Below are 19,139 nucleotides of genomic sequence, written 5' to 3'. Positions count from 1 at the left end.
CAAATCGCGGCGATCTGCAGCGAACTATCCGACGTTGGGAACGGCGTCAGAAAGTTCGCGCAGCAACGCCGCCTTGCCTTTGGCTCCAACGATGCGCTTGACCGGCTGGCCGTCCTTGAACAGGATCAACGTCGGGATCGAAACCACCTGAAAATTGCGAGCGGTCTCGGGGTTTGCGTCGACATCGAGTTTGGCGACGGTGAGTTGCCCGGCAGTTTCAGCGGCGATCTCCGTCAGCACCGGCGCCACCATCTTGCAGGGTCCGCACCAGGTGGCCCAAAAGTCAACCAGCACAGGGGTATTGCTCGCCAACACCTCGCTTTCGAATGATGCGTCAGAGACGTCTACAGGTGCGCCGGTGTTCGTCATCGGGTACTCCAATCAAAGTGTCGCTGCTGCTGGGGTTTCGGCTAAATTGGCCCGGGCGGGGGTTTTCGACTCGTCACGCTCGGCCAACCAGCGCTCGGCGTCGATCGCCGCGCTGCAACCCGTGCCGGCGGCGGTGACCGCCTGGCGGTAGGTGTGATCGACCAAGTCGCCAGCCGCAAACACCCCGTCGAGCGAGGTGTAGGTGGTGTTGCCCTGCACCAGCACGTAGCCTTCCGGGTCCAGGTCCACGGCGTCGCGCACCAATTCGGACCGCGGATCGTGGCCGATTGCGACGAAGACCCCGGTCACGGCCAGTGTGGATTCCTTGCCGGTGACGGTGTCCTTAAGCCGCAGACCCGTCACCGTGGTATCGCCGTCGACGGCCACCACGACGCTGTTGGTGATGAACCGGATCTTGTCGTTGTTGCGGGCCCGGTCCAGCATGATCTTGGAGGCCCGGAACTCGTCGCGGCGGTGCACGACGGTCACACTGCGGGCGAACTTCGTCAGGAAGGTGGCCTCCTCCATCGCCGAGTCCCCGCCGCCGATCACGACAATGTCCTGGTCGCGGAAGAAGAAGCCGTCGCAGGTGGCGCAGGAACTCACCCCGCGGCCCAGTAACTCCTGCTCACCGGGCACGTGCAGGTAGCGCGCCGCGGCGCCCATCGCCAGGATGACGGCCCGCGCGTGCACCGTCTGCCCGTCGGCGGTGGTGACCGACTTGACCGGGCCGTCCAGCGACACCGAGTCGACGTCTTCCATGCGCAGGTCCGCACCGAACCGCAGCGCCTGCTCCCGCATCTGGTCCATCAATTCGGGGCCAGTGATGCCGTCGCGGAAACCGGGATAGTTCTCCACTTCGGTGGTGGTCATCAACGCTCCGCCGAACGAGGTCCCCTCGAACACCACCGGCGCCAGCTGTGCGCGCGCGGCATACAGCGCGGCGGTGTAGCCGGCAGGTCCGGAGCCGATGATGATCACGTTGTGAACGGTGGTGGTGGACGACATTCCAGCCTTTCGGGTATTTCGAGCCGCTTTCAAAGCAGTCGAACGCCAGGGTAGGCGGTGGTGTTCCCGCGAACACTACGGACGGTTGACCATCCTGTCAGCCAACAGCCCGGTGTTCACGGAACTACAAGTCGGCGCGACCGCCAGCGCTGTCACCGTGCCGGGTGTATCGCCGGGGAGCACCAGCAAGACGGCCGGGTGTCTGGTGATCTCCACCGGGCGGGCACCCAGAATCCGGGCGTCTGCCGGGTAGCCCAAGCCGGCCAGGCATGACGTGCGGCGTTGCCGGTCAGCCAACGCGCCGAAGTCGGGTTCGTGGTCGAGCAGGGCAAGGATCTGTTGGTCCGACAACGGAATCGTTACCGGCGGGCGGGACACGGTGATGTGTTCGGCGGTCGTCGGGCGGCTCGGTGTGGATGTTGGCGCGGTGATCAGCGCCGCGGTTCCCAGCCAGACCGCGGCGCCTGCGGCGATCAGGCCGGCGGCGGCGATGCCCACCCGCGCCGAGCGGGGGAGACTGCCCGTGCGGATGGTGTGCGCGGCGCGTAGCCGGGAGCGTTCCGGCCGCTGGGCGCGCAGCCTCGCGGCGATGCCGTCGACGACCTCGGGCGCAACGTCCGGCGCCGACGGCCCGTCGGCTCCCAGAGCCGCGATGTCGCGGCGGACCCGGTTCAGCGCGGCCATCGTCTGCTGGGCATCCGGGTCTGCGCGGACTTTCTGGCGCAACCGGGCAGCGACGTCGTCGTCGAGAAGACCTGCCTGCAGGTCGGCGAGGGCTTCCACCGTCAGCGGTGGATCGGTGCCCGCATCGTCGCACTCGCCCTGTCCAACTCCGTCCATCCGCCTCAGTGTCCGTCATTGACAACCCGAACGCCACGCGCGGCTCGCCTGGAGATCAGACGTCGACGCAGCCGGTGTCGCTTTCCAGGTAGCCGAGGATGGTGGCCAGCCGGGCCCGGGCGCGGGCGCAGCGACTCTTCACGGTGCCCTCGGCCACCCCGAGCATCGCAGCGGTGTCGGCGACCGAATAGCCATGCATGTCGACCGCGACCACTGCGGCGCGCTGTTCGACGGGCAGCCGCATCAGCGCCCGGTGCACCGCGATCGCCGTCTCTACCTGCGCGGTCTGGTCGGCCACCGAGTAGACGTCGTTGAGCGCGGTGGTGGGGTGTGTTTTGTTGCGGCGCAATCGGTCCAGGCAAGCATTGACCACGATGCGATGCAACCAGCTGCTGACGGCCGCGTCGTGTCGAAAGGAGCCGGCACCGCGATGCGCCGAGACCATCGCGTCCTGCAACGCATCCTCGGCATCCTCAGCGCTACGACTGGTCAACCGGGCAACCCGGTGCAGCTGCCGGTGGTGACGGTAGAAAAGTTCCTCGAAGGCGTAGCGGTCGCCTGCGACGTGGGCAGCCAGTAATTCGGCGTCGCTCCGTTGTTCACCACGTTCTTTGCCCCGTTGTTCGCTACGCTCTCGTCGAACCTGGCGTCCGAAGCCCACGGCCGGACAGTAGCCAATCGGTGGGTGCCCGGCACTTCACCCGATCGAGCCGGTGCGTCACGACGCGGCTTGCACAGTGACCTCTGCGATGTCGGAGCGGCTCTCACCATTGGTAGTCCCCAGAGTCGAAATCCACACCAGCAGATACGACGTGGGCGCCGACGCCTTGACCGGGATGCTGTTGTGGCCCGGCTGTATCGACACCAGCTGAGTCAGCGGGGTGGTGTTGTCCAGCTTGCCCGGCGTGGACGTCGCTGAGGAGCGGATCTGGATTTTCGTTCCGGTGCTGGCCAGGTCGACGGTCACCGCTCCCACGACGGTGGGATTCGGCAGCTGCAGCAACAAGCCGACACCGCTTTTGAAACTCGGGAACGGGACGGCGTCGCGGTAGGTGTCGGTTGGCCACGCGGTCGCCGGGTTGCCGTCGATCGCCAGCCCGGCCTGGCCCGGGTTATCGGCCTCACCGCCGGGGGAGAAGACCGTCGCGCTCACCGGCTTGACCATGCCGCCCGCCGCTGAGCTGCCGCTGGAGTTCGAACTCTGCGAGGGCGCATTGAGGCCCAGCCGGTCCTTGTCCAGCCCACCGACGTCTCCGAACATCCGGGTCAACACCGACGCCAAGACCAGTAGGGCCACCACGATGATGGCGGCGCCGGCACCGATCCAGATCGTCAGGGCGCGGCGGCGACGGACGCGCGCCTGCGCCGCCTCCAGCGCGGGCATGCGGAGCCGATCCGGCCGGGTGGGTACCGGGGGCGGCTCGGGCAACGGGCTCAGCAACTCGGTGCGGTCGGCAATCGCGGTCGCTTGCTGCAGCAAGTTCAAAAGTGTTGCAGTACTGCGAATCCCGCCGTCACCCTGGATCGAATGAGTGGCCGCAGCGGAAATCTGGAACGGGATGTCGCGGTCGATCGAGCTGGGTTCAACGGGCTGGCCGGTCGGATCCTGCGGCGCCGGCGCCATCCCGCTGCGCACCCCGGACTCCGGCAGCGGCCACCGGTTGACCAGCAGCGCATATAGCGCGGCGCCGATGCCGCGGATGTCGTCCTCGGGGGTGGCCTCCGGCATGGTCGCGGGGAAGGCCAGCACCACGTCGCCTTCGATGCTGACCCGCACCCGGCTGGGATGGTCGACCGACAGCGCGACGCCGGCGTGGTGGGCGGCCTCGGCGGCAGCCGCCAAGGTTTGCATCGCACGGGCAGCGCCCACAGCGGATGGCGAGGTGTCGGCCACCTCCTGCAGCGAACCGCCGCGGATCCATTCGGCGACGACCAAGCCGCCGGTGCCGGTGTGGACGACGTCGAGAACCCGGGCGATCCCGAGTTCGTCGACGCGGCTCAGCCGCATCGTGCGAGACAGGATCTCGCGAACCTGGTCGTCGGACAGCGCGCCGTCCGGGTCCACGAACGTCAGCGCCACCTGCCGATCCAGTGCAGTGTCGAGCGCCTGCCAAAATTGCAGGTGCGGCGTTCCGCCGTGGAAGACCAAGAGCCGGTAGCGACCGCGGGCGATGCTGGCGCCGGGAACCAGGTGCAGGTCGTCCTGATGCGGTGACGGCTCCGCCGCCGGCTCGGGCGGTGCGTCGAACTCAATCGGATCGCCGTCGAAGCGCGCCGCGTCGAGGTCGGGATCCGCCGAGGGGCCGCCGTTGGATCGGGTAGGCGGCTCCGCCGCCGGCACGGTGCCTACGTCGAGATCGGGCGGCACGTCGGGTTGAAAGTCGTCGACGGCTGGTGACGATGCGGGCTGCCGGGGCGGCTCGGTTTCGGAGACAGCTTTGGATGAGGTGCTGTCCGATGGGCGGTCGGTCATCCCCGGTCCTCTCCGCATCTCCTCCCCAGTTACCTCTTCCGGAAGCCCCCGCCAGACGGGCTGGCGTACCGGATTTCCCCCCGGTGTAGTCGAATTCCTTTGCTCAGGGTACGTGAACTGACCCGGGCGGAACAGCTGATCGGGGGCGACGGAACTACTGGCAGCGACGTTCTTCGCGGTGCCGGGCGGGGGCGGAGCCGGTCGCCGTGGCGGTACCCGGCCAGCCGCTGGGGGTACCGCGTGGTTGCGGCTGGGGGCTCCGGCAGGTCTGGCGCCGATCCAGCGGCGAAGTGCGGTCAGCGCCGCCTGAGCCTCGGGCACCCGCGCGCGCACCATCACGGCGGCCACGATCGGCGACATGATCACCGCGAGCACAAACAACCGCAGCAGCGAGCCGGCACCGCCCCCGTAGGCGGTGAGCCGCTGCATCCCCACCAGCCGGTCCACCACGTGCGCGATCAACCCTGCTAGCAATGATGCGGTGACCGTGACAAGAATGGTCCGCACCTCCGCGAGGCCGAGTAGGTGGCTGCCGCGCGGCCGCAGCGCGTTGCGCAGCAGGTAGTAGCCGACGATCGCGCCCGCCAAAAATCCCAGACCGTTGGCGAAGCCGAGGTATCCGGCGACCAGGTTGGGGTTGTCGGCAATGTGCGGCGCGAGCAGCGAGGCGGCGATCTTGACGGTCGTGATGACGACGATGATCACGATCGGTATCCACGGTTGCTCGCGGGCGTAGAAGACGCGTAGCTCGAGCAGCACGATTGAGTACGGGATCAGCGTGAACGCCGACAACGCGATCGCCGCGCCCAGGTAGCCGGCGTCGACGTCACCGAAATGGCCGTATGCGAACAGCGCGCTGCCGATCGCAGGCCCGCCCACGGTCATGAACGCGACCGTCGGGATCAGCGTGATCATCGTCAGTCGGGTGGCCAGCGAGAGGTCGGCCAGCACCGCCGGGGTGTCGTCGGCGGCCGCATTGCGGCTGAGCCGTGGCATCACCACCGTCAGCACCGTCACCCCGATCATGCCGAACGGCAGCATCAGCACCAGCCAGGTGTAGTTGTAGATCGCCGGGCCGGACGCAGCGGCCGTGCTCGCGATCTGGTTGGTGACGATCAGGCCGATTTGGCTGATCAGCACGTAGAACACCATCGCGGCGGCCATCGCGCCGAAGCGTTTGAGCCGCTTGTCGATTCCCCACAGCGGGCGAAGGCTGATGCGCTGACGCCGGATCGCGGCCAGCAGCACGATGGTCTGCGCGACCACCCCCAACGTCGTTCCGATACCCAGTACCAGCAGCTTGGCGTTGCCCATCTGCACCGGATCTACCGACAGTTGTCCCGGTGTCGCCAGGTAGGCGCCCAGGGTGGCGATCGCGACGATGTTGTTGACGACGGGCGCCCACGCCGGCGGCCCGAACACGTTGCGGGTGTTCAGGATCGCCATGAACACCGAGGAGAGGCCGTAGAAGATCACCTGCGGCAACAGCAGGTAGGCGAATGCCGCGGTGAGCGGCTCGTTGACCTGAGGGTTGCGGCCCAGCATCAACTGCACCAGCAGCGGCGCGGCGGCCACCGACAGCAGCGTGGTCACCAGCAGCAGGGTGGTGGCCAGCGTCACCAGCCGCCGCACAAAGGCCGCACCGCCGTCGGCGTCATCGTGCTCGGCGCGCGCCAGCACCGGCACGAAGATCGCGGTGAACGTCGCCTCCAGCACCAGCGCGGCGACCAGGTTCGGCAGCTGGTTGGCCACCGAGAATGCGCTGGAGAGCGCCGCACCCAGGATCGCGGCCAGGATCACGATCCGGGCAAACCCGGTGAGCCGGCTGACCAGGGTTGCGAACGCCATTCCCCACGAGCGCGACACCAGCGCGGCGTCGGAGAGCTCAGGACGGGCCGGCGGCGGTGTGCCCTGCGACGACACCAGCCCGGTCGGCGGCAGTGGCCCGGTAGGTGGGCCCGGCCGGTGTGGTCGGCGCCGCCGCGTGCCCGCTGGCCGTGGGGATGGCTGCGCCGGTGGCGGCACGGGCCGGCCGGCGGAACTCATCGGCGGTGCTCTTCGTCGACGAGCTGGTCTGCTCGACGGTCTTTCCCGGCGGGCGGTGTGTCGGGGGGAGCCGGAGGGTCCTGCGGACGATCAAGGTCGGCGCGGTCCGGCTGGCCACGGAACCGGTGCCACAGCCGTCGTCCGGCGAGCGCCACCAGCACCGCCGCTGCGCTGAGCGTGATCGCGAACAGCACCTTGCCGTAGGCGTTGGAGTGCACCGACAGCCGCACCGGCTCGCCCAGCTGCACCCCGGCCGGCGTGCGCAACGTGACGTCGATGGCGACGCGCTGGGTAAAGTTCACTTCGATCGGCACCCGCACCGGCAAGTATCCGGCCGGCATCTCGATTTCGCCGAGATCGGTCACCCGCATACCCGGCGGAGCGTCGAGGTGCAGTCGCACCCGGATCGGGACGGCCAGCCCGTTGTGGAGGACCAAAGGGAGTGGGCTGTGCTCAGTGGCCAGCGTGTAAGACCCGGTTGGGTTGACGATGGTGACCGCACCGAACAAGTCGTCGATCGCGGTGCCGACGACCTGCAGCCGTCGTTGCGCCAGCCCGTTGCGGGTGTCGGGCCGGTCGGCCAGGCTGACGGCACGCAGCATGTCCTCGCGGAGCGGCGCGGTGTAGCTGACACCGGTCAGCCCGGTGCGAGCGTCGGTCGTCAACGCCGCGGTCAACCCCCACAGCCGGCCCACCTCGTTAGCAATCGCGGCGGCGACGTTGTCGTCGAACCGGCCCCGTTCGCCCGCGCCGGTGCCGGGGAGTTGCGGTGTTCCGGTGATGGGTGGGGTGGCTGAGGCGTCGGCGATCAGCGCCGGCAGGGGCCGTGGCACCGCCAGGCCGGAGCGGATCGCGGTCGCCAGCGTGGTCAGGATGGCACCCGCGTCGTCGGAATGTAGTTTCCAGGTGGTCGGCGGTAGCAAGATCTCGGCGCGCGGCGTGACACTCGGCTGCAGCGTTCGCCACAGCATCGAGCCAAGCGCATCCTGGCGGCGCGCGGTTTCGGAGTCGTGCTGCAGCCGAACCGCGAGCGCGGGGCTCAAATAGGTCGGTGCGACCGGATCAGAGCCGGCGGCCGCGAATGCAGCGCCGACAGCGGGGTCGAACGGCGCGACCACCACCTGGGGTGACAGCCGCCGCGGCGCCGTGCTCACCGGCGCCGGCCCGGCGGTGGCGGAATCTTCCGCGGACGAGTCGGCAGCAGCGACCACCACGGTGTCGCCGTTGGCGCTCAACAGGTTTACGGTCTGGCGGGTCAATGGGCCATCGGGGATGAAGGTGGCGCCGCGGACGGCGGTGACGCCCAGGATGTGGTCGACGATATCGCCGGCGGAGCTGGTGGCGATCGCGCTGAGCCCGGCGTCCCCGACACGTTGCACGGCGTCGAGGTCGGCCTGCGCGTAGGGCAGCGGGGCCACACACATCCGGTGCGCCAGTGTGCGCAACCGGTCCAACCAGCTCGCCGCCGCGGCCTGCCCGGTCCCCGGATGCGTCGGCGTCCCCGGCGGCGGCGCAGAACCGTCAGGAGAATCGGAGACGACGCCGAGGACAACGTAGCCACCGGCCATCGCGTTGACGGTGACCAGCAGGTCAGGGTCGACGGCCAGGCACAGCGAGCGGTCGATGGCGCCGTCGGGGTCGACGTCGTGGCTGGTCGCGAACTCGGCGGCGGCCAGCAGAATGTCCAGTCGGCCGCCGGTGGCCAGCGACGTCGCCAGCTCGTCGTCCATCAACCGCACCGGTATCGTGCCGCCCGGTACGCCGGGCGCCAGCCGGGGCCGGTCGGCCAGCGGCCACAGCATGGTGATCGGCACGGGTTTAGAGGTGTCGGGCGCGACCCCACCGCCCGCGGCGCTCAACGCGTCGCCGGACGTGTCCAGCGGATCCGGCGGCACGCCCACCACCGGCAGCAGGAACCGGGCGTCGTCGAGACGTGCCGGTTCGCCGTAGTCGGGTGTTCCGTTGGCGTTGACCAGCAGCGGGTAGACGCCGGGCTTGCCGATCGCCAGCGAGGGTTTGGTCAGTGAGCGAACCGGGGCGGACAGCGAGAAGCCGGCTTGGTGGCCGCGTTGCAGCTCACCGGAGACGGTTTTGAATTCGGCAACCGGCTCGTATTGGTCGGTGTCGCCGTCGAGGTTGGTGCGCAGCCCCGCCGACATGCTCACCGCGGCGGCGTGCTCGAGGCGGACCATCACGTCACGGACCGTACGGTCCCCGACGTTGGTCACCGTCCCGGTGACGGTGACGACGGGCTCGCTGGTCGTGGTGACCGTCTGCGGGGTCACCTGATCGATCCGGACCTGGACGAACGGAGTGGCGCCGGGCTCACCCGCGGCGGCAAGCGGCGCGGCGGCGGGTAGAGCCAACGCGCCGGTAAAGCCCATCAGGATGCCGACCACGACCGCGAGGCGCAACAAGGCGGCCCGCCGCAGCCGCGGCGCGACCAAAGCGCCGCTCGCCCCCGCAAGCGGGTGATGCCCCCACCTCATTGCCTCGTTCTGCATTGTCGTCGTCGGCTACTGTCCTCGGGGCCCTTAGGGCCCGGGACCGCGACCATTCTTCCGGCTCCGCACCGACTCGTCGGGCCGACGGTTCCGGGTGCGCGAATGCGTCTGCGGTCGCCGCCGCGGCGAGGTCGGCGGCAGCGGCGGCAGCGCGGCCGGGCCGTCGGTCTGCAACTTGTCGATCAGCTCGTCGGCCACCTCGGCCAGCCGGCGTTCGTCGGCGTAGGCCAGCCGGGACGGCAGCTCGGGGATCGGCACCCACGCCACCTCGGCGACCTCGACGTCGTCGTCGGACAGCTCTCCACCAGAGCAACGCATCAAAAAATGATGCACGGTCTTATGCACCCGCCGCCCGTCGGTGACGAACCAATAGTCGATCCTGCCGAGCGCCGCCAGCACGCTGCCCTGAATCCCGGTCTCCTCAGCGACTTCACGGATCGCGGTCTGCTCGGCCGTCTCACCGAGCTCGATATGGCCTTTGGGCAACGACCACAGCATCCGGCCGCGCCGGTCCACGCGGCCGATGAGCACGGCGACCTGCTCTTCACGCGGCCTGTCGATATTGTCGATGACCAGTCCGCCAGCCGACGTTTCGTGCACGGTTCGCAGTCGCTCAGGACTGCGGCGTGTGGAACGCGATCGGCCGAGCTTCGGTGCGCCGCCGGGTGCGTTGCCGTCGATTGCCCCGTTGTCGGTGTGGCCCTGGCCCGACCCGGCGCTGCGGCGACCGCGGCGCCTCCCCCGGCGCCGACGTGGTTGGGCTTTTTCGCCGTCGGACACCCAAGCGATAGTAGCTGGCGTGCTAGGACGCTCCCCGGCGAACTCGCCGGATAGGCAGGGTTGTCCGGCTCCTCGGCGGCCGCAGGCGGCCGCGTCGTCGCCGGACTAGGCTGTCCGAACGTGCCCGAAGCTGCCCAGGACGCCGATCTGCTGACCGCCGCCGCGGTCGCACTGAATCGGCACGCCGACCTGCTGCGCGAGCTCGGCTCGGTGTTCGCCGCGGCCGGCCACGAGCTGTATCTGGTGGGCGGCTCGGTGCGCGATGCGCTGATGGGCCGGCTGAGCCCCGATCTGGACTTCGCCACCAACGCGCGGCCCGAGCAGGTGCAGAAGTTGCTGCGCCCGTGGGCAGATGCGCTGTGGGACACCGGGATCGAGTTCGGGACCGTCGGCGCAGGCAAGGGTGAGCATCGGCTGGAGATCACCACCTTCCGCGCCGACCGCTACGACCGCGTCTCGCGCAACCCGGAGGTGCGTTTCGGCGACTCGTTGGACGACGATCTGGTGCGCCGGGATTTCACCGTGAACGCGATGGCGGTGCGCATCACGGCATCCGGGGCCGGCGAATTCATCGATCCGCTAGGCGGTTTGGCCGCGCTGCGGTCCGGCGTGCTGGATACCGCGGCGACGCCGGCGGAGTCGTTCGGCGACGACCCGCTGCGGATGCTGCGTGCCGCACGATTCGTCTCGCAACTGCGCTTCACGGCCGCCCCGCGGGTGCGCTCGGCGATCGAGGAAATGGCGCCGGAGCTGGCCCGCATCACCGCTGAGCGGGTGGCGGCCGAATTGGACAAGCTGCTGCTGGGCGACGACCCGTCCGCCGGCATCGAGCTGATGGTGCAGACCGGGATGGGCGAAGTGGTGCTGCCCGAGGTCGGCGGCATGCAAATGGCGATCGACGAGCACCACCAGCACAAGGACGTCTACCAGCATTCGCTGATGGTGCTGCGGCAGGCGATCGTTCTGGAAGACGAGGGCCCCGACCTACCGTTGCGCTGGGCGGCGCTGCTGCACGATATCGGCAAGCCTGCCACCCGCAAGCACGAGCCCGACGGCGGCGTTAGCTTCCACCACCATGAGGTGGTCGGCGCCAAGATGACGCGAAAGCGGTTGCGGGCATTGAAATATTCCAAACAGATGGTCGACGACGTGTCGCAGTTGGTGTATCTGCATCTGCGATTCCACGGCTATGGTGAGGGCAGGTGGACCGACTCGGCGGTGCGCCGTTATGTCACCGACGCGGGACCGTTGTTGCCCCGGCTGCACAAGTTGGTGCGGGCCGACTGCACCACCCGCAACAAGCGGCGGGCCGCCCGGCTGCAGGCCAACTACGACAGCCTGGAGGCGCGGATCGCCGAGCTGACCGCCAAGGAGGACTTGCAGCGGGTCCGTCCGGATTTGGACGGCAACGAGATCATGGAATTGTTGAGCATCCCGCCGGGTCCGCAGGTGGGGGAGGCGTGGAACTTCCTCAAAGAACTACGGTTGGACCGTGGGCCGCTGACTCGCGAGGAGGCGACAGGCGAGCTGATGACCTGGTGGCGCTCCCGCGGGAACCAGTAGTGGCGCCGGGGCGTCCCACCTGGCATGGAGTATTGCTTGGGCGCCGGCGACGGCACGGCCACGATCTGGGAGCGCGGCCCGGATATCGACCTGGACGGTGACGGCCGGCTGGATGCAATCGGTCTGGATTTCGACGGCGACGGGCTGGCCGATGACGCGCTCGCCGACCTGGACGGTGACGGTATCGCCGACCATGCCGTGCTCGATCTCGACAACGACGGCACCGCGGAAAGCTACTTCACCGACGACGGCTCGGGAACCTGGGCGGTGGCAGTGAGTCCGCCGCGACCCGGCCAGCCCGCGGCGGGGCAACTCCGCTGGCTGGGTCTCGACGGCGCCGAGCACACCGGCGGGCCGCTGGTCGACTTCGACGGCGACGGGCAGGCCGACTATCGGCTGCTCGACAGCGACGGCAACGGGCTGGCCGACCGCGCAATCTCCGCCGACGGCACCGGCGTCACGGGCTACGTCGACACCGACGGTGACGGACGGTGGGACGTCAAGCTCACCGACACTGACGGCGACGGCACCGCCGATGCGGCCAGCGTGCTGCAGCCCGAACCGTAGGCCCCCTTTCAGAGTGCCTGGGCGGTACTGTGACGCCCCATGGATCTGGGGCACTCACTGCCTGACTCGGTGAGCGGTGCGCTCGAGGAGATCTTGCGCGACGACCTGAACGTCGATATCAGCAGGGTGACCCGGGATTCCCGGTTGGTGGATGACGTGGGGCTGGACTCGGTGGCCTTTGCGGTGGGCATGGTGGCGATCGAGCACAAGCTCGGGGTGGTGATTAACGAGCAAGAGTTGCTCACCTGCGACACCGTCGGCGACCTGGAGAGCATCATCCGGGCAAAGGTGGCGGTCGCCCCGTGACCGTGCTGGCGGCCGCGCTGGCCGGGGCGATGAACGCGTCGGCGCACGACCTGGTGGTCTTCGATCGGGACACCGAAAGCTGGACCCGCCATCCGTGGCAGCGGGTCCAGGCTCGCGCCGAAAGCGTCGCTGCCCGCATCCTCGCCGGGGAGCAACCCGGCGCCGTCGGCTTGGTGGGCGAGCCGACCGCCGATTTCGTGGCCGCCATTCAGGGCGCATGGATTGCCGGCCGAAGCGTGTCGATCCTGCCCGGACCGGTCCGCGGCGCCGACCCGCAGCGCTGGGCGCAGTCCACGCTGACCCGATTCACCGGGATCGGGGTAGGCATGGTGTTCAGCCACGGCCAGGAGCGCGACCTGCTCGCCGCCGCGGACGGGCCGCTGCCGGTGCTGGACGTCGGTGCCATCGCAGCGGCGAAGCGCTCGGCGAACGTCGTGCCGGCTGACAGCGCCCCCGGCGGGACCGCGGTGCTGCAGGGCACCGCAGGATCTACCGGCACCCCGCGCACCGTGCAGCTGTCGCCCGAGGCGGTGCTCAGCAACGTCAGCGGTCTGCTCACCGCATTCCCGGTAAACCCGGCCGACGATGTCGGCTGCTCGTGGCTACCGCTCTACCACGACATGGGTCTGACGTTCCTGCTCAGCGGCGCATTGTCCGGTGGGCCGTTCTGGCTCGCGCCCACCGCGGCCTTCGCCGTGTCCCCGTTTCGGTGGCTGAGGTGGCTCAGCGAGAGCGGCGCGACGATGACCGCGGCACCGAACATGGCTTACAGCATGATCGGCAAGTACGCGCGGCTGGTCTCCGACGTCGACCTCGGCCGGGTGCGGGTCGCGATCAACGGCGGCGAACCGGTCGACTGCGCGGCGATGGACCGGTTCGCGACGGCGCTGAGCGGCTTCGGGTTTAACGCCAGCGCCATGGCGCCCTCCTACGGCCTGGCCGAATCCACGTGCGCGGTTACGGTTCCGGCACCTGGCACCGGCCCGCTCTACGACGAGCCGCGTTCTGCGGCAACCGATTCCGTGAGTACGGCGCCGCGCCGGCACGCGATCCTCGGCCGGCCGATACCCGGTATGGAAGTGCGCATCGGCCCGGTGTCGGAGCAGTCCGCGGAGGTCCTCGATCGCGAGGTCGGCGAGGTCGAGATCCGGGGCACGTCGATGATGTCGGGATATGTCGGTGACGCGCCGCTGAAGCCCGGAACCTGGTTCCCCACGGGGGATTTGGGCTACCTCACCGAGGACGGGCTGGTGGTGTGCGGCCGGGCCAAGGAGATCATCACGATCGCGGGCCGCAACGTGTTTCCCACCGAGGTCGAACGTGTCGCCGCCGAAATCCGCGGCGTGCGCGAGGGAGCAGTGGTGGCGGTGGGTAACGACGACGCGATACGTCCGGGGCTGATCATCACCGCCGAGTTCCGCGGCCCTGACGAGCCCGGTGCGCGCAGCGAGCTGGTCGCCAAGGTGGCGTCCGAATGCGGCATCGTGCCGTCCGATGTGGTGTTCGTCAAGCCGGGATCGCTGCCACGCACCTCGTCGGGCAAGCTGCGGCGACTGGAAGTCAAGCGCAATCTGGCGGCGGCGACCACATGACCGACCCCGCAGGGGGAGCATCGAGGAATACCGGGCGCTGCTCGACGAGGTGTTTGATCAGCAGATCGTGGAGTGGACTGCGGAAGCCGAAGCCAACGAACGGTTTCCACGCAAGGTGATCGAGCGAGCGCCGCGAATAAGCGGCCGTCACCGAGCGGCGGAAGCGTCGACCGATGGCCGGGGCAACGCGTAGAGCGCCATTCGGCGATTGCTCATGTCGTGCTCACCGAGAAATGTGCAGCCGGTGAATTCGCACAACCGCCGTGCCCCTTTGTTGCGATGGTCGGGATCGAACATGATTCGGCGACAACGTGGTTCGAGGTCGAAGATGCTGGCGACGATGCGCGGCAACAGAGAAGGTCCGAGACCCTTGTTGACGATCGTCAACTCGGCGATGGCCGCGTGCAGCCCGATATCGTACGGGTCGGCCTGATACCGGGTTGCGATGGAATCCTTTGCCGCTCGGTACACTTCGACGTAGCCACCATCTTGGCCATGCATACTGCCGACGAACGGCCGCGAATAGCTGCCATCGAGCTGCGCGCGTAAGTATGTGCGCCAGCGCGCCACCGGCCACGCGGATTCCCACGTTTCGACCAGATGCGGCATGTTCATCCACTCGGCGATCATTTCGGCGTCTGCGTCCGGATCGACGAGACGCAGTGCGTACGGCTCGGTCAGGATCGGCGTGGGCGGCGGCGGGGCGTTGCGGACCTCGTCGGAAAGTCCTTCGGTCAGCTCCCGCGGCAGGATCGGGATGGCTTCATTCATGTCGAGCGGCGAGCCTACCCGAGCAAGCAGGCCCGAGGGGCGGCGCTCCGTTATCGACCACCGCTCATCGGCCCGAGCCGGGCGGGCCGGCGAAGGCCTGAGCGATCTGCAGCCACTGCCGCGCGTCGTCGCCCTCTGCCGTCAAGTCAAGATCGCGCAGCGCGCGCCGCTGGGTGACCAGGAAGCAGAAGTCCTCGGCGCCGCCGGTGACCCGCTGCGCCGCGTCCAGCGGCCCCCACGACCACGTGTTGCCATCAGGGGCACGCAGCTCGACGAGAAACGGCTCGGTGGGCGCGGGCAGCCCGTTGACGGCGAAGGCGTAGTCACGGGCGCGCACCCCGATATGGGCGACGGATCGCAGCCGTGCGGTCGGTGGCCGCGTGACGCCCAAGGTGTCGGCCACGTCGAGTCCGTGCGCCCAGGTCTCCATCAGTCGCGCGGTCGCCATCGATGCAGCGCTCATCGGCGGCCCGAACCACGGGAGTTTGCGGCCGTCAGGGACGGTGAGCAGCGCGTCGTGCAGTTGTGTGCGGGTGAGCCGCCAGTCGGCGAGTAATTCGGCGGGCGCGGTGGAAGCGAGTTCGTCGGCCCCCGCCTCGACGAAGCCGATCGGGTCGGCCGCAGCGGCTTCGAGCAGTCCGGCGAACGCCGCCTCGTCGGTGATCGCCGTCAGCGAGCCGCGGTCGGTCCACAGCAGGTGTCCGATCTGATGCGCGATGGTCCAACCGGCGGCAGGCGTCGGTGCAGCCCACCGATCCTCGGCAAGCGGGGCGACCAGCGCATCCAGCTCGTCGCTTTCGGTACGCAGGTCGGCCACAAGTTGTTGCAGAGCGGCCATCTGTGTACCTTAGCCATCCCTGGCCGGCTGGCTGCGGCGGCCGACGATGCTGTGGGCGGCCAGCCCGCACAGGTAGAGCACGGTCCCGGCCAAGATCAGGGCCGGCGAGTGACCGTCATGGGGAATGGCAGTCGCCGCCGCGGTGATCGCACCGATGAACGCCACCCAGAACAGCGAATCCTGCACTGCGAACACGTGTCCGCGCAGGGCGTCGTCCACGTCGACCTGAATCGCCGCGTCGGCGCAAAGCTTGACTACCTGGCCCGCCGCGCCCAGGAAGAATCCGCACGCCACCATCACCGCCAGCTGCAGGCCGGCCCCGGCGATCTGGATGGTCGCGGCGATCGCCAATGCCGCGTTGGCGGTCGCGTAGCGGCCCCAGCGCCGCACTGCGGGCGGGGTCACCACGTTGGCCAGAAAGGATCCGGTCCCGGTGGCGGCCAGGAACAAAATCGCACCGCCCAACGCGCCGAAAGACGCGGTGCCGCCGCTGCGCACCAGCAGCAGCACCGCCAGGGTGTTGATGCCGAACACCATCCGGTGCGCGGCCAACCCGGACAGGGTGGCGGCGACGGTGGGACGGTTCTGCACCGTGCGGATGCCGTGCAGCCAACCGGTGATCACCGCGTAGGCGACGGATCCGTGGATCGCCCGCCGGGTGTCGTCGGGACCGAGCACGTGCGCATCGAATCGCAGCGATAGCAGCAGCGCAATCAGCAGCGGGATGGTGACCAGCAAGATGATCGACGCGGCCCCGGCGTCGCCCGAACCGACGAGGCTGCGGGGTACAAGCATGAAGTTGGCGCCGACGAACGCGGCGATTGCGCCAGTCGCAGAGGCGATCGAGTTCATCGTGACGACCTGCTCGCGGGGCACCACATGGGGCAGGGCGGCGGATAGGCCAGAGGAGACGAACCGGGCCAGGCCGTTGACCAGCAGCGCGCCGCACAGCACCAGCACGTTTCCGGCACCCACGGCCAGGCAGACTCCGACCAGGGCCACCGACACCAGCCGGCTCAGGTTGGCCCCGACCAGCACCAGCCGACGGTCCCAGCGGTCCATCAACGCGCCGGCGAACGGACCCAACAGCGAATACGGCAAGAACAGCACGGCGAAGGCACCGGCGATCGCCATCGGGTGCGCGGCCCGCTCGGGATTGAACAGCAGCGCTCCGGCCAGACCCGCCTGGAAAAGGCCGTCGCCGAACTGACTTGCGGTCCGCAGTTCCAGCAGCCGCCAGAAGTCGGGCAAGCTGCGCGCCGAGCGCCAGACAGCGACAGGTGCGCGCGTGTGAGTCACTGAACCTACTTCCCGGTGGGGCCTGACGATCGCCGAACGGGCCCGCGGCCCCTGTTAATAACAGTACAAATATCGTGGAGCACCCTGCTTGTTCACGACAGCGACCCCGCGCGGATGCCATGATGGAGTTGTGCCGCAGCCCGAAGACCCGGAGGACTTTATCGCCCCCGCCGCGCATCGCGTGCGAGCGGGCACTTTGCTTCTGGCTAATACGGATCTGCTGGAGCCGACATTTCGCCGCAGCGTGATCTACGTCGTCGAGCACAACGACGGGGGCACCCTGGGAGTGGTGCTCAACCGTCCTAGCGAGACCGCGGTCCACAACGTGTTGCCGCAGTGGGCCAAGCTGTCGGCAAAGCCGAAGACGATGTTCATCGGGGGACCGGTGAAGCGCGACGCAGCGCTGTGCCTGTCGGTGCTGCGGGTCGGCACCGAACCCGACGGCGTGCCCGGGCTGCGACACGTGACCGGCCGGACGGCGATGGTTGATCTGGACGCCGACCCCGACGTGATCGCCCCGCTGGTGGAAGGAGTGCGGGTCTTCGCGGGCTACTCCGGCTGGACGACCGGTCAGCTGGAAGGCGAGATCGAGCGCGACGACTGGATTGTGCTGTCGGCGTTGCCATCTGACGTTCTGGTTCAGCCGCGGGTGGATCTATGGGGACGGGTGCTGCGGCGCCAGCCGCTGCCGGTTTCGCTGCTGGCCACCCATCCGATCGACATCAGCCGGAACTAAGCGGGCGCCCGGTCGCGAGACAGTCGGCTGGCGATCACCGAGCACACCACCAGCTGTATCTGGTGAAAAATCATCAGCGGCAACATGATCACCCCGACAGTGGCGGGCGGAAAGAGCACCAGCGCCATCGGCAGACCCGACGCCAGGCTCTTTTTCGAGCCGCAGAACAGCAGCACGATCCGGTCGCCGCGGTCCAGCCCGGTCAATTGACCGATCAGCCAGGTGAATACCAGCACCGCCACTAACAGTGCGGTGTCGACGACTGCGACCGCGACCAATTGCCACGGATCGACGCTGAGCCAAATACGTTCCACCATGCCCATTGAGAACGCTGCGTAGACGATCAGCAGGATCGAGCCTCGGTCGACGACTTTGGTCAGTAGCGAATGACGCACAATCCAGCCAGCGATCCACGGCCGCAAAAATTGGCCGAGCACGAATGGCAGCAGCAGCTGGAGCACGATGTCGCGAATCGCGGCGGCGTCCATGCGAGCGGCGCCGGTGGTATCCATCAGCAGCACGACGAGCAATGGCGTCAGCACCACCCCGACGATGTTGGACACCGATGCGCTGACGAGCGCGGCCGAGACGTTGCCGCGCGCAACCGATGTGAGCGCGATGGACGACTGCACGGTCGACGGGACCAGACACAAGAACAACAGCCCGTTGTACAAGTCGATATTCAGCAGCCAGGGCACCAGCCCACGAGCGCCCAGTCCAAGCACCGGAAAGACGACGAACGTGGTGGCCAGCACCAGCAGATGCAGGCGCCATCGCTTGACGCCCTGCCATGCCTGCTGCGGTGACAGCCGGGCACCGTAGAGCCAGAACAGCAACGCGATGACGGCCTTGGCGGCAACCGACATCACGCCTGCGGCGGCGCCGCGGGCCGGCAGCAAAGCCGCGAGGGCCACCGTCGCCGCCATCGCCAACAGGAAGGTGTCTATCGGCAGGGCCGACAGGCGCTTCAACACGAGTGTTGGCGCACAGCGCTCAACGGCAGTTCAGGGTGCAAGTCGCGCAGCCGCCGCCGCAACCGGCCGTGGCCGCTTTCCGGCGCAGCGCGTACCGCGCGCTCTGCCAAGAACCGACGGCCACGGTGCCGCCAGCGCCGACAATGCACACACCGACGCACATCCCGACCGGCAGCGCGGTGTCCCGCGGCGCGGCAAGTGCCACCGCCCCGCCGGCGGCCAGCATCACCGCGGCCGCCAACTGCGGTGGCGCTACTTTGCGCATCACCAGTCGGGCGGTGTCGGGGGCAACCGACCGTTGACAGCGACCACAATCCGCGCGCGGCCAAGACGACCGCCGCGCACACGCACTGGGGCAACCCCAGCGAAGCGAGGGGACACTCCGGCGATGAGCATGGGGTCACAATACGAGGCGGCCCGATACGCCGCAGCGCGCGGCTACTAGTGCGCGAGGGCTGCCGACGGACCGACCG

The 19,139-nt window shown here is 68.7% G+C and carries 16 protein-coding genes and 2 pseudogenes; 6 read left to right on the top strand and 12 right to left on the bottom strand.

Annotated features, from left to right (window positions below; translation table 11 throughout):
- Positions 1–24: 24 nt before the first annotated feature.
- The 7 genes from trxA to VEI45_RS23650 form a co-directional block, all read right to left on the bottom strand.
- Positions 25–369, bottom strand: coding sequence for a thioredoxin (trxA, locus tag VEI45_RS23680; protein ID WP_324856952.1), 345 nt, complete (start codon positions 367–369; stop codon positions 25–27).
- Positions 370–381: 12 nt separating this feature from the next.
- Complete coding sequence (gene trxB, locus VEI45_RS23675; RefSeq protein WP_324856951.1) at positions 382–1,377, bottom strand: thioredoxin-disulfide reductase; 996 nt, start codon at positions 1,375–1,377, stop codon at positions 382–384.
- A 75-nt stretch (positions 1,378–1,452) separates the two neighbouring features.
- The gene (locus tag VEI45_RS23670; protein WP_324856950.1) at positions 1,453–2,217 is read right to left on the bottom strand and encodes a hypothetical protein; all 765 of its coding nucleotides are present in this window, start codon (positions 2,215–2,217) and stop codon (positions 1,453–1,455) included.
- Between the two features lie 55 nt (positions 2,218–2,272).
- Complete coding sequence (sigM, locus tag VEI45_RS23665; RefSeq protein WP_324856949.1) at positions 2,273–2,878, bottom strand: RNA polymerase sigma factor SigM; 606 nt, start codon at positions 2,876–2,878, stop codon at positions 2,273–2,275.
- Positions 2,879–2,935: 57 nt separating this feature from the next.
- Entirely contained in the window at positions 2,936–6,616 is a 3,681-nt protein-coding gene (gene murJ / locus VEI45_RS23660; RefSeq protein ID WP_414687574.1) for a murein biosynthesis integral membrane protein MurJ, read from the bottom strand.
- A gap of 116 nt (positions 6,617–6,732) precedes the next feature.
- A complete protein-coding gene (locus tag VEI45_RS23655; RefSeq protein ID WP_324856962.1) occupies positions 6,733–9,183 on the bottom strand; it encodes a DUF6049 family protein in 2,451 nt (816 codons plus the stop codon).
- An 87-nt stretch (positions 9,184–9,270) separates the two neighbouring features.
- A complete protein-coding gene (locus VEI45_RS23650; RefSeq protein WP_324856947.1) occupies positions 9,271–10,020 on the bottom strand; it encodes an NUDIX hydrolase in 750 nt (249 codons plus the stop codon).
- 120 nt (positions 10,021–10,140) lie between these two features.
- On the opposite strand from VEI45_RS23650, the gene VEI45_RS23645 reads away from it, so the two are divergent.
- The 5 genes and pseudogenes from VEI45_RS23645 to VEI45_RS26540 form a co-directional block, all read left to right on the top strand.
- Complete coding sequence (locus tag VEI45_RS23645) at positions 10,141–11,583, top strand: CCA tRNA nucleotidyltransferase (RefSeq protein ID WP_324856946.1); 1,443 nt, start codon at positions 10,141–10,143, stop codon at positions 11,581–11,583.
- Between the two features lie 24 nt (positions 11,584–11,607).
- Positions 11,608–12,150, top strand: a complete 543-nt coding sequence (locus VEI45_RS23640) for a pullulanase (RefSeq protein WP_324856945.1) — start codon at positions 11,608–11,610, stop codon at positions 12,148–12,150.
- A gap of 39 nt (positions 12,151–12,189) precedes the next feature.
- The gene (locus VEI45_RS23635; protein WP_324856944.1) at positions 12,190–12,456 is read left to right on the top strand and encodes an acyl carrier protein; all 267 of its coding nucleotides are present in this window, start codon (positions 12,190–12,192) and stop codon (positions 12,454–12,456) included.
- Positions 12,453–14,048 (top strand): long-chain-fatty acid--ACP ligase MbtM, encoded by a 1,596-nt coding sequence (gene mbtM, locus VEI45_RS23630; RefSeq protein WP_324856943.1) that lies wholly within the window; start codon positions 12,453–12,455, stop codon positions 14,046–14,048. The genes VEI45_RS23635 and mbtM overlap by 4 nt, the downstream gene beginning before the upstream one ends.
- Positions 14,049–14,067: 19 nt before the next feature.
- Positions 14,068–14,172: pseudogene (locus VEI45_RS26540) on the top strand (hypothetical protein); the annotation flags it as partial.
- Between the two features lie 23 nt (positions 14,173–14,195).
- Here the strand turns inward: VEI45_RS26540 and VEI45_RS23625 are convergent.
- The 3 genes from VEI45_RS23625 to VEI45_RS23615 form a co-directional block, all read right to left on the bottom strand.
- A complete protein-coding gene (locus VEI45_RS23625; RefSeq protein WP_324856942.1) occupies positions 14,196–14,819 on the bottom strand; it encodes a GNAT family N-acetyltransferase in 624 nt (207 codons plus the stop codon).
- A gap of 64 nt (positions 14,820–14,883) precedes the next feature.
- Positions 14,884–15,657: a TIGR03084 family metal-binding protein gene (locus VEI45_RS23620; RefSeq protein ID WP_324856941.1), complete on the bottom strand. Its 774-nt coding sequence runs from the start codon at positions 15,655–15,657 to the stop codon at positions 14,884–14,886.
- A gap of 9 nt (positions 15,658–15,666) precedes the next feature.
- Complete coding sequence (locus VEI45_RS23615; protein WP_324856940.1) at positions 15,667–16,956, bottom strand: MFS transporter; 1,290 nt, start codon at positions 16,954–16,956, stop codon at positions 15,667–15,669.
- Between the two features lie 130 nt (positions 16,957–17,086).
- Between VEI45_RS23615 and VEI45_RS23610 the strand changes: the two genes are divergently transcribed.
- A complete protein-coding gene (locus VEI45_RS23610; RefSeq protein ID WP_324856939.1) occupies positions 17,087–17,692 on the top strand; it encodes a YqgE/AlgH family protein in 606 nt (201 codons plus the stop codon).
- Here the strand turns inward: VEI45_RS23610 and VEI45_RS23605 are convergent.
- Complete coding sequence (locus VEI45_RS23605; protein ID WP_324856961.1) at positions 17,689–18,663, bottom strand: bile acid:sodium symporter family protein; 975 nt, start codon at positions 18,661–18,663, stop codon at positions 17,689–17,691. The genes VEI45_RS23610 and VEI45_RS23605 overlap by 4 nt on opposite strands.
- 22 nt (positions 18,664–18,685) lie before the next feature.
- Positions 18,686–19,031: pseudogene (locus tag VEI45_RS23600) on the bottom strand (hypothetical protein).
- Positions 19,032–19,139: the final 108 nt, after the last annotated feature.

This window comes from Mycobacterium sp. (assembly GCF_035623875.1).
Classification (GTDB): Bacteria; Actinomycetota; Actinomycetes; order Mycobacteriales; family Mycobacteriaceae; genus Mycobacterium.
This window is presented reverse-complemented; position numbering and strand designations above follow the sequence as displayed.

Excerpts from the sequence above, each read along its gene's own strand:
- trxA (WP_324856952.1), bottom strand. The coding sequence starts at position 369 with ATGACGAACACCGGCGCACCTGTAGACGTCTCTGACGCATCATTCGAA.
- trxB (WP_324856951.1), bottom strand. The coding sequence starts at position 1,377 with ATGTCGTCCACCACCACCGTTCACAACGTGATCATCATCGGCTCCGGA.
- VEI45_RS23670 (WP_324856950.1), bottom strand. The coding sequence starts at position 2,217 with ATGGACGGAGTTGGACAGGGCGAGTGCGACGATGCGGGCACCGATCCA.
- VEI45_RS23640 (WP_324856945.1), top strand. The coding sequence starts at position 11,608 with ATGGAGTATTGCTTGGGCGCCGGCGACGGCACGGCCACGATCTGGGAG.
- VEI45_RS23635 (WP_324856944.1), top strand. The coding sequence starts at position 12,190 with ATGGATCTGGGGCACTCACTGCCTGACTCGGTGAGCGGTGCGCTCGAG.
- VEI45_RS23625 (WP_324856942.1), bottom strand. The coding sequence starts at position 14,819 with ATGAATGAAGCCATCCCGATCCTGCCGCGGGAGCTGACCGAAGGACTT.
- VEI45_RS23620 (WP_324856941.1), bottom strand. The coding sequence starts at position 15,657 with ATGGCCGCTCTGCAACAACTTGTGGCCGACCTGCGTACCGAAAGCGAC.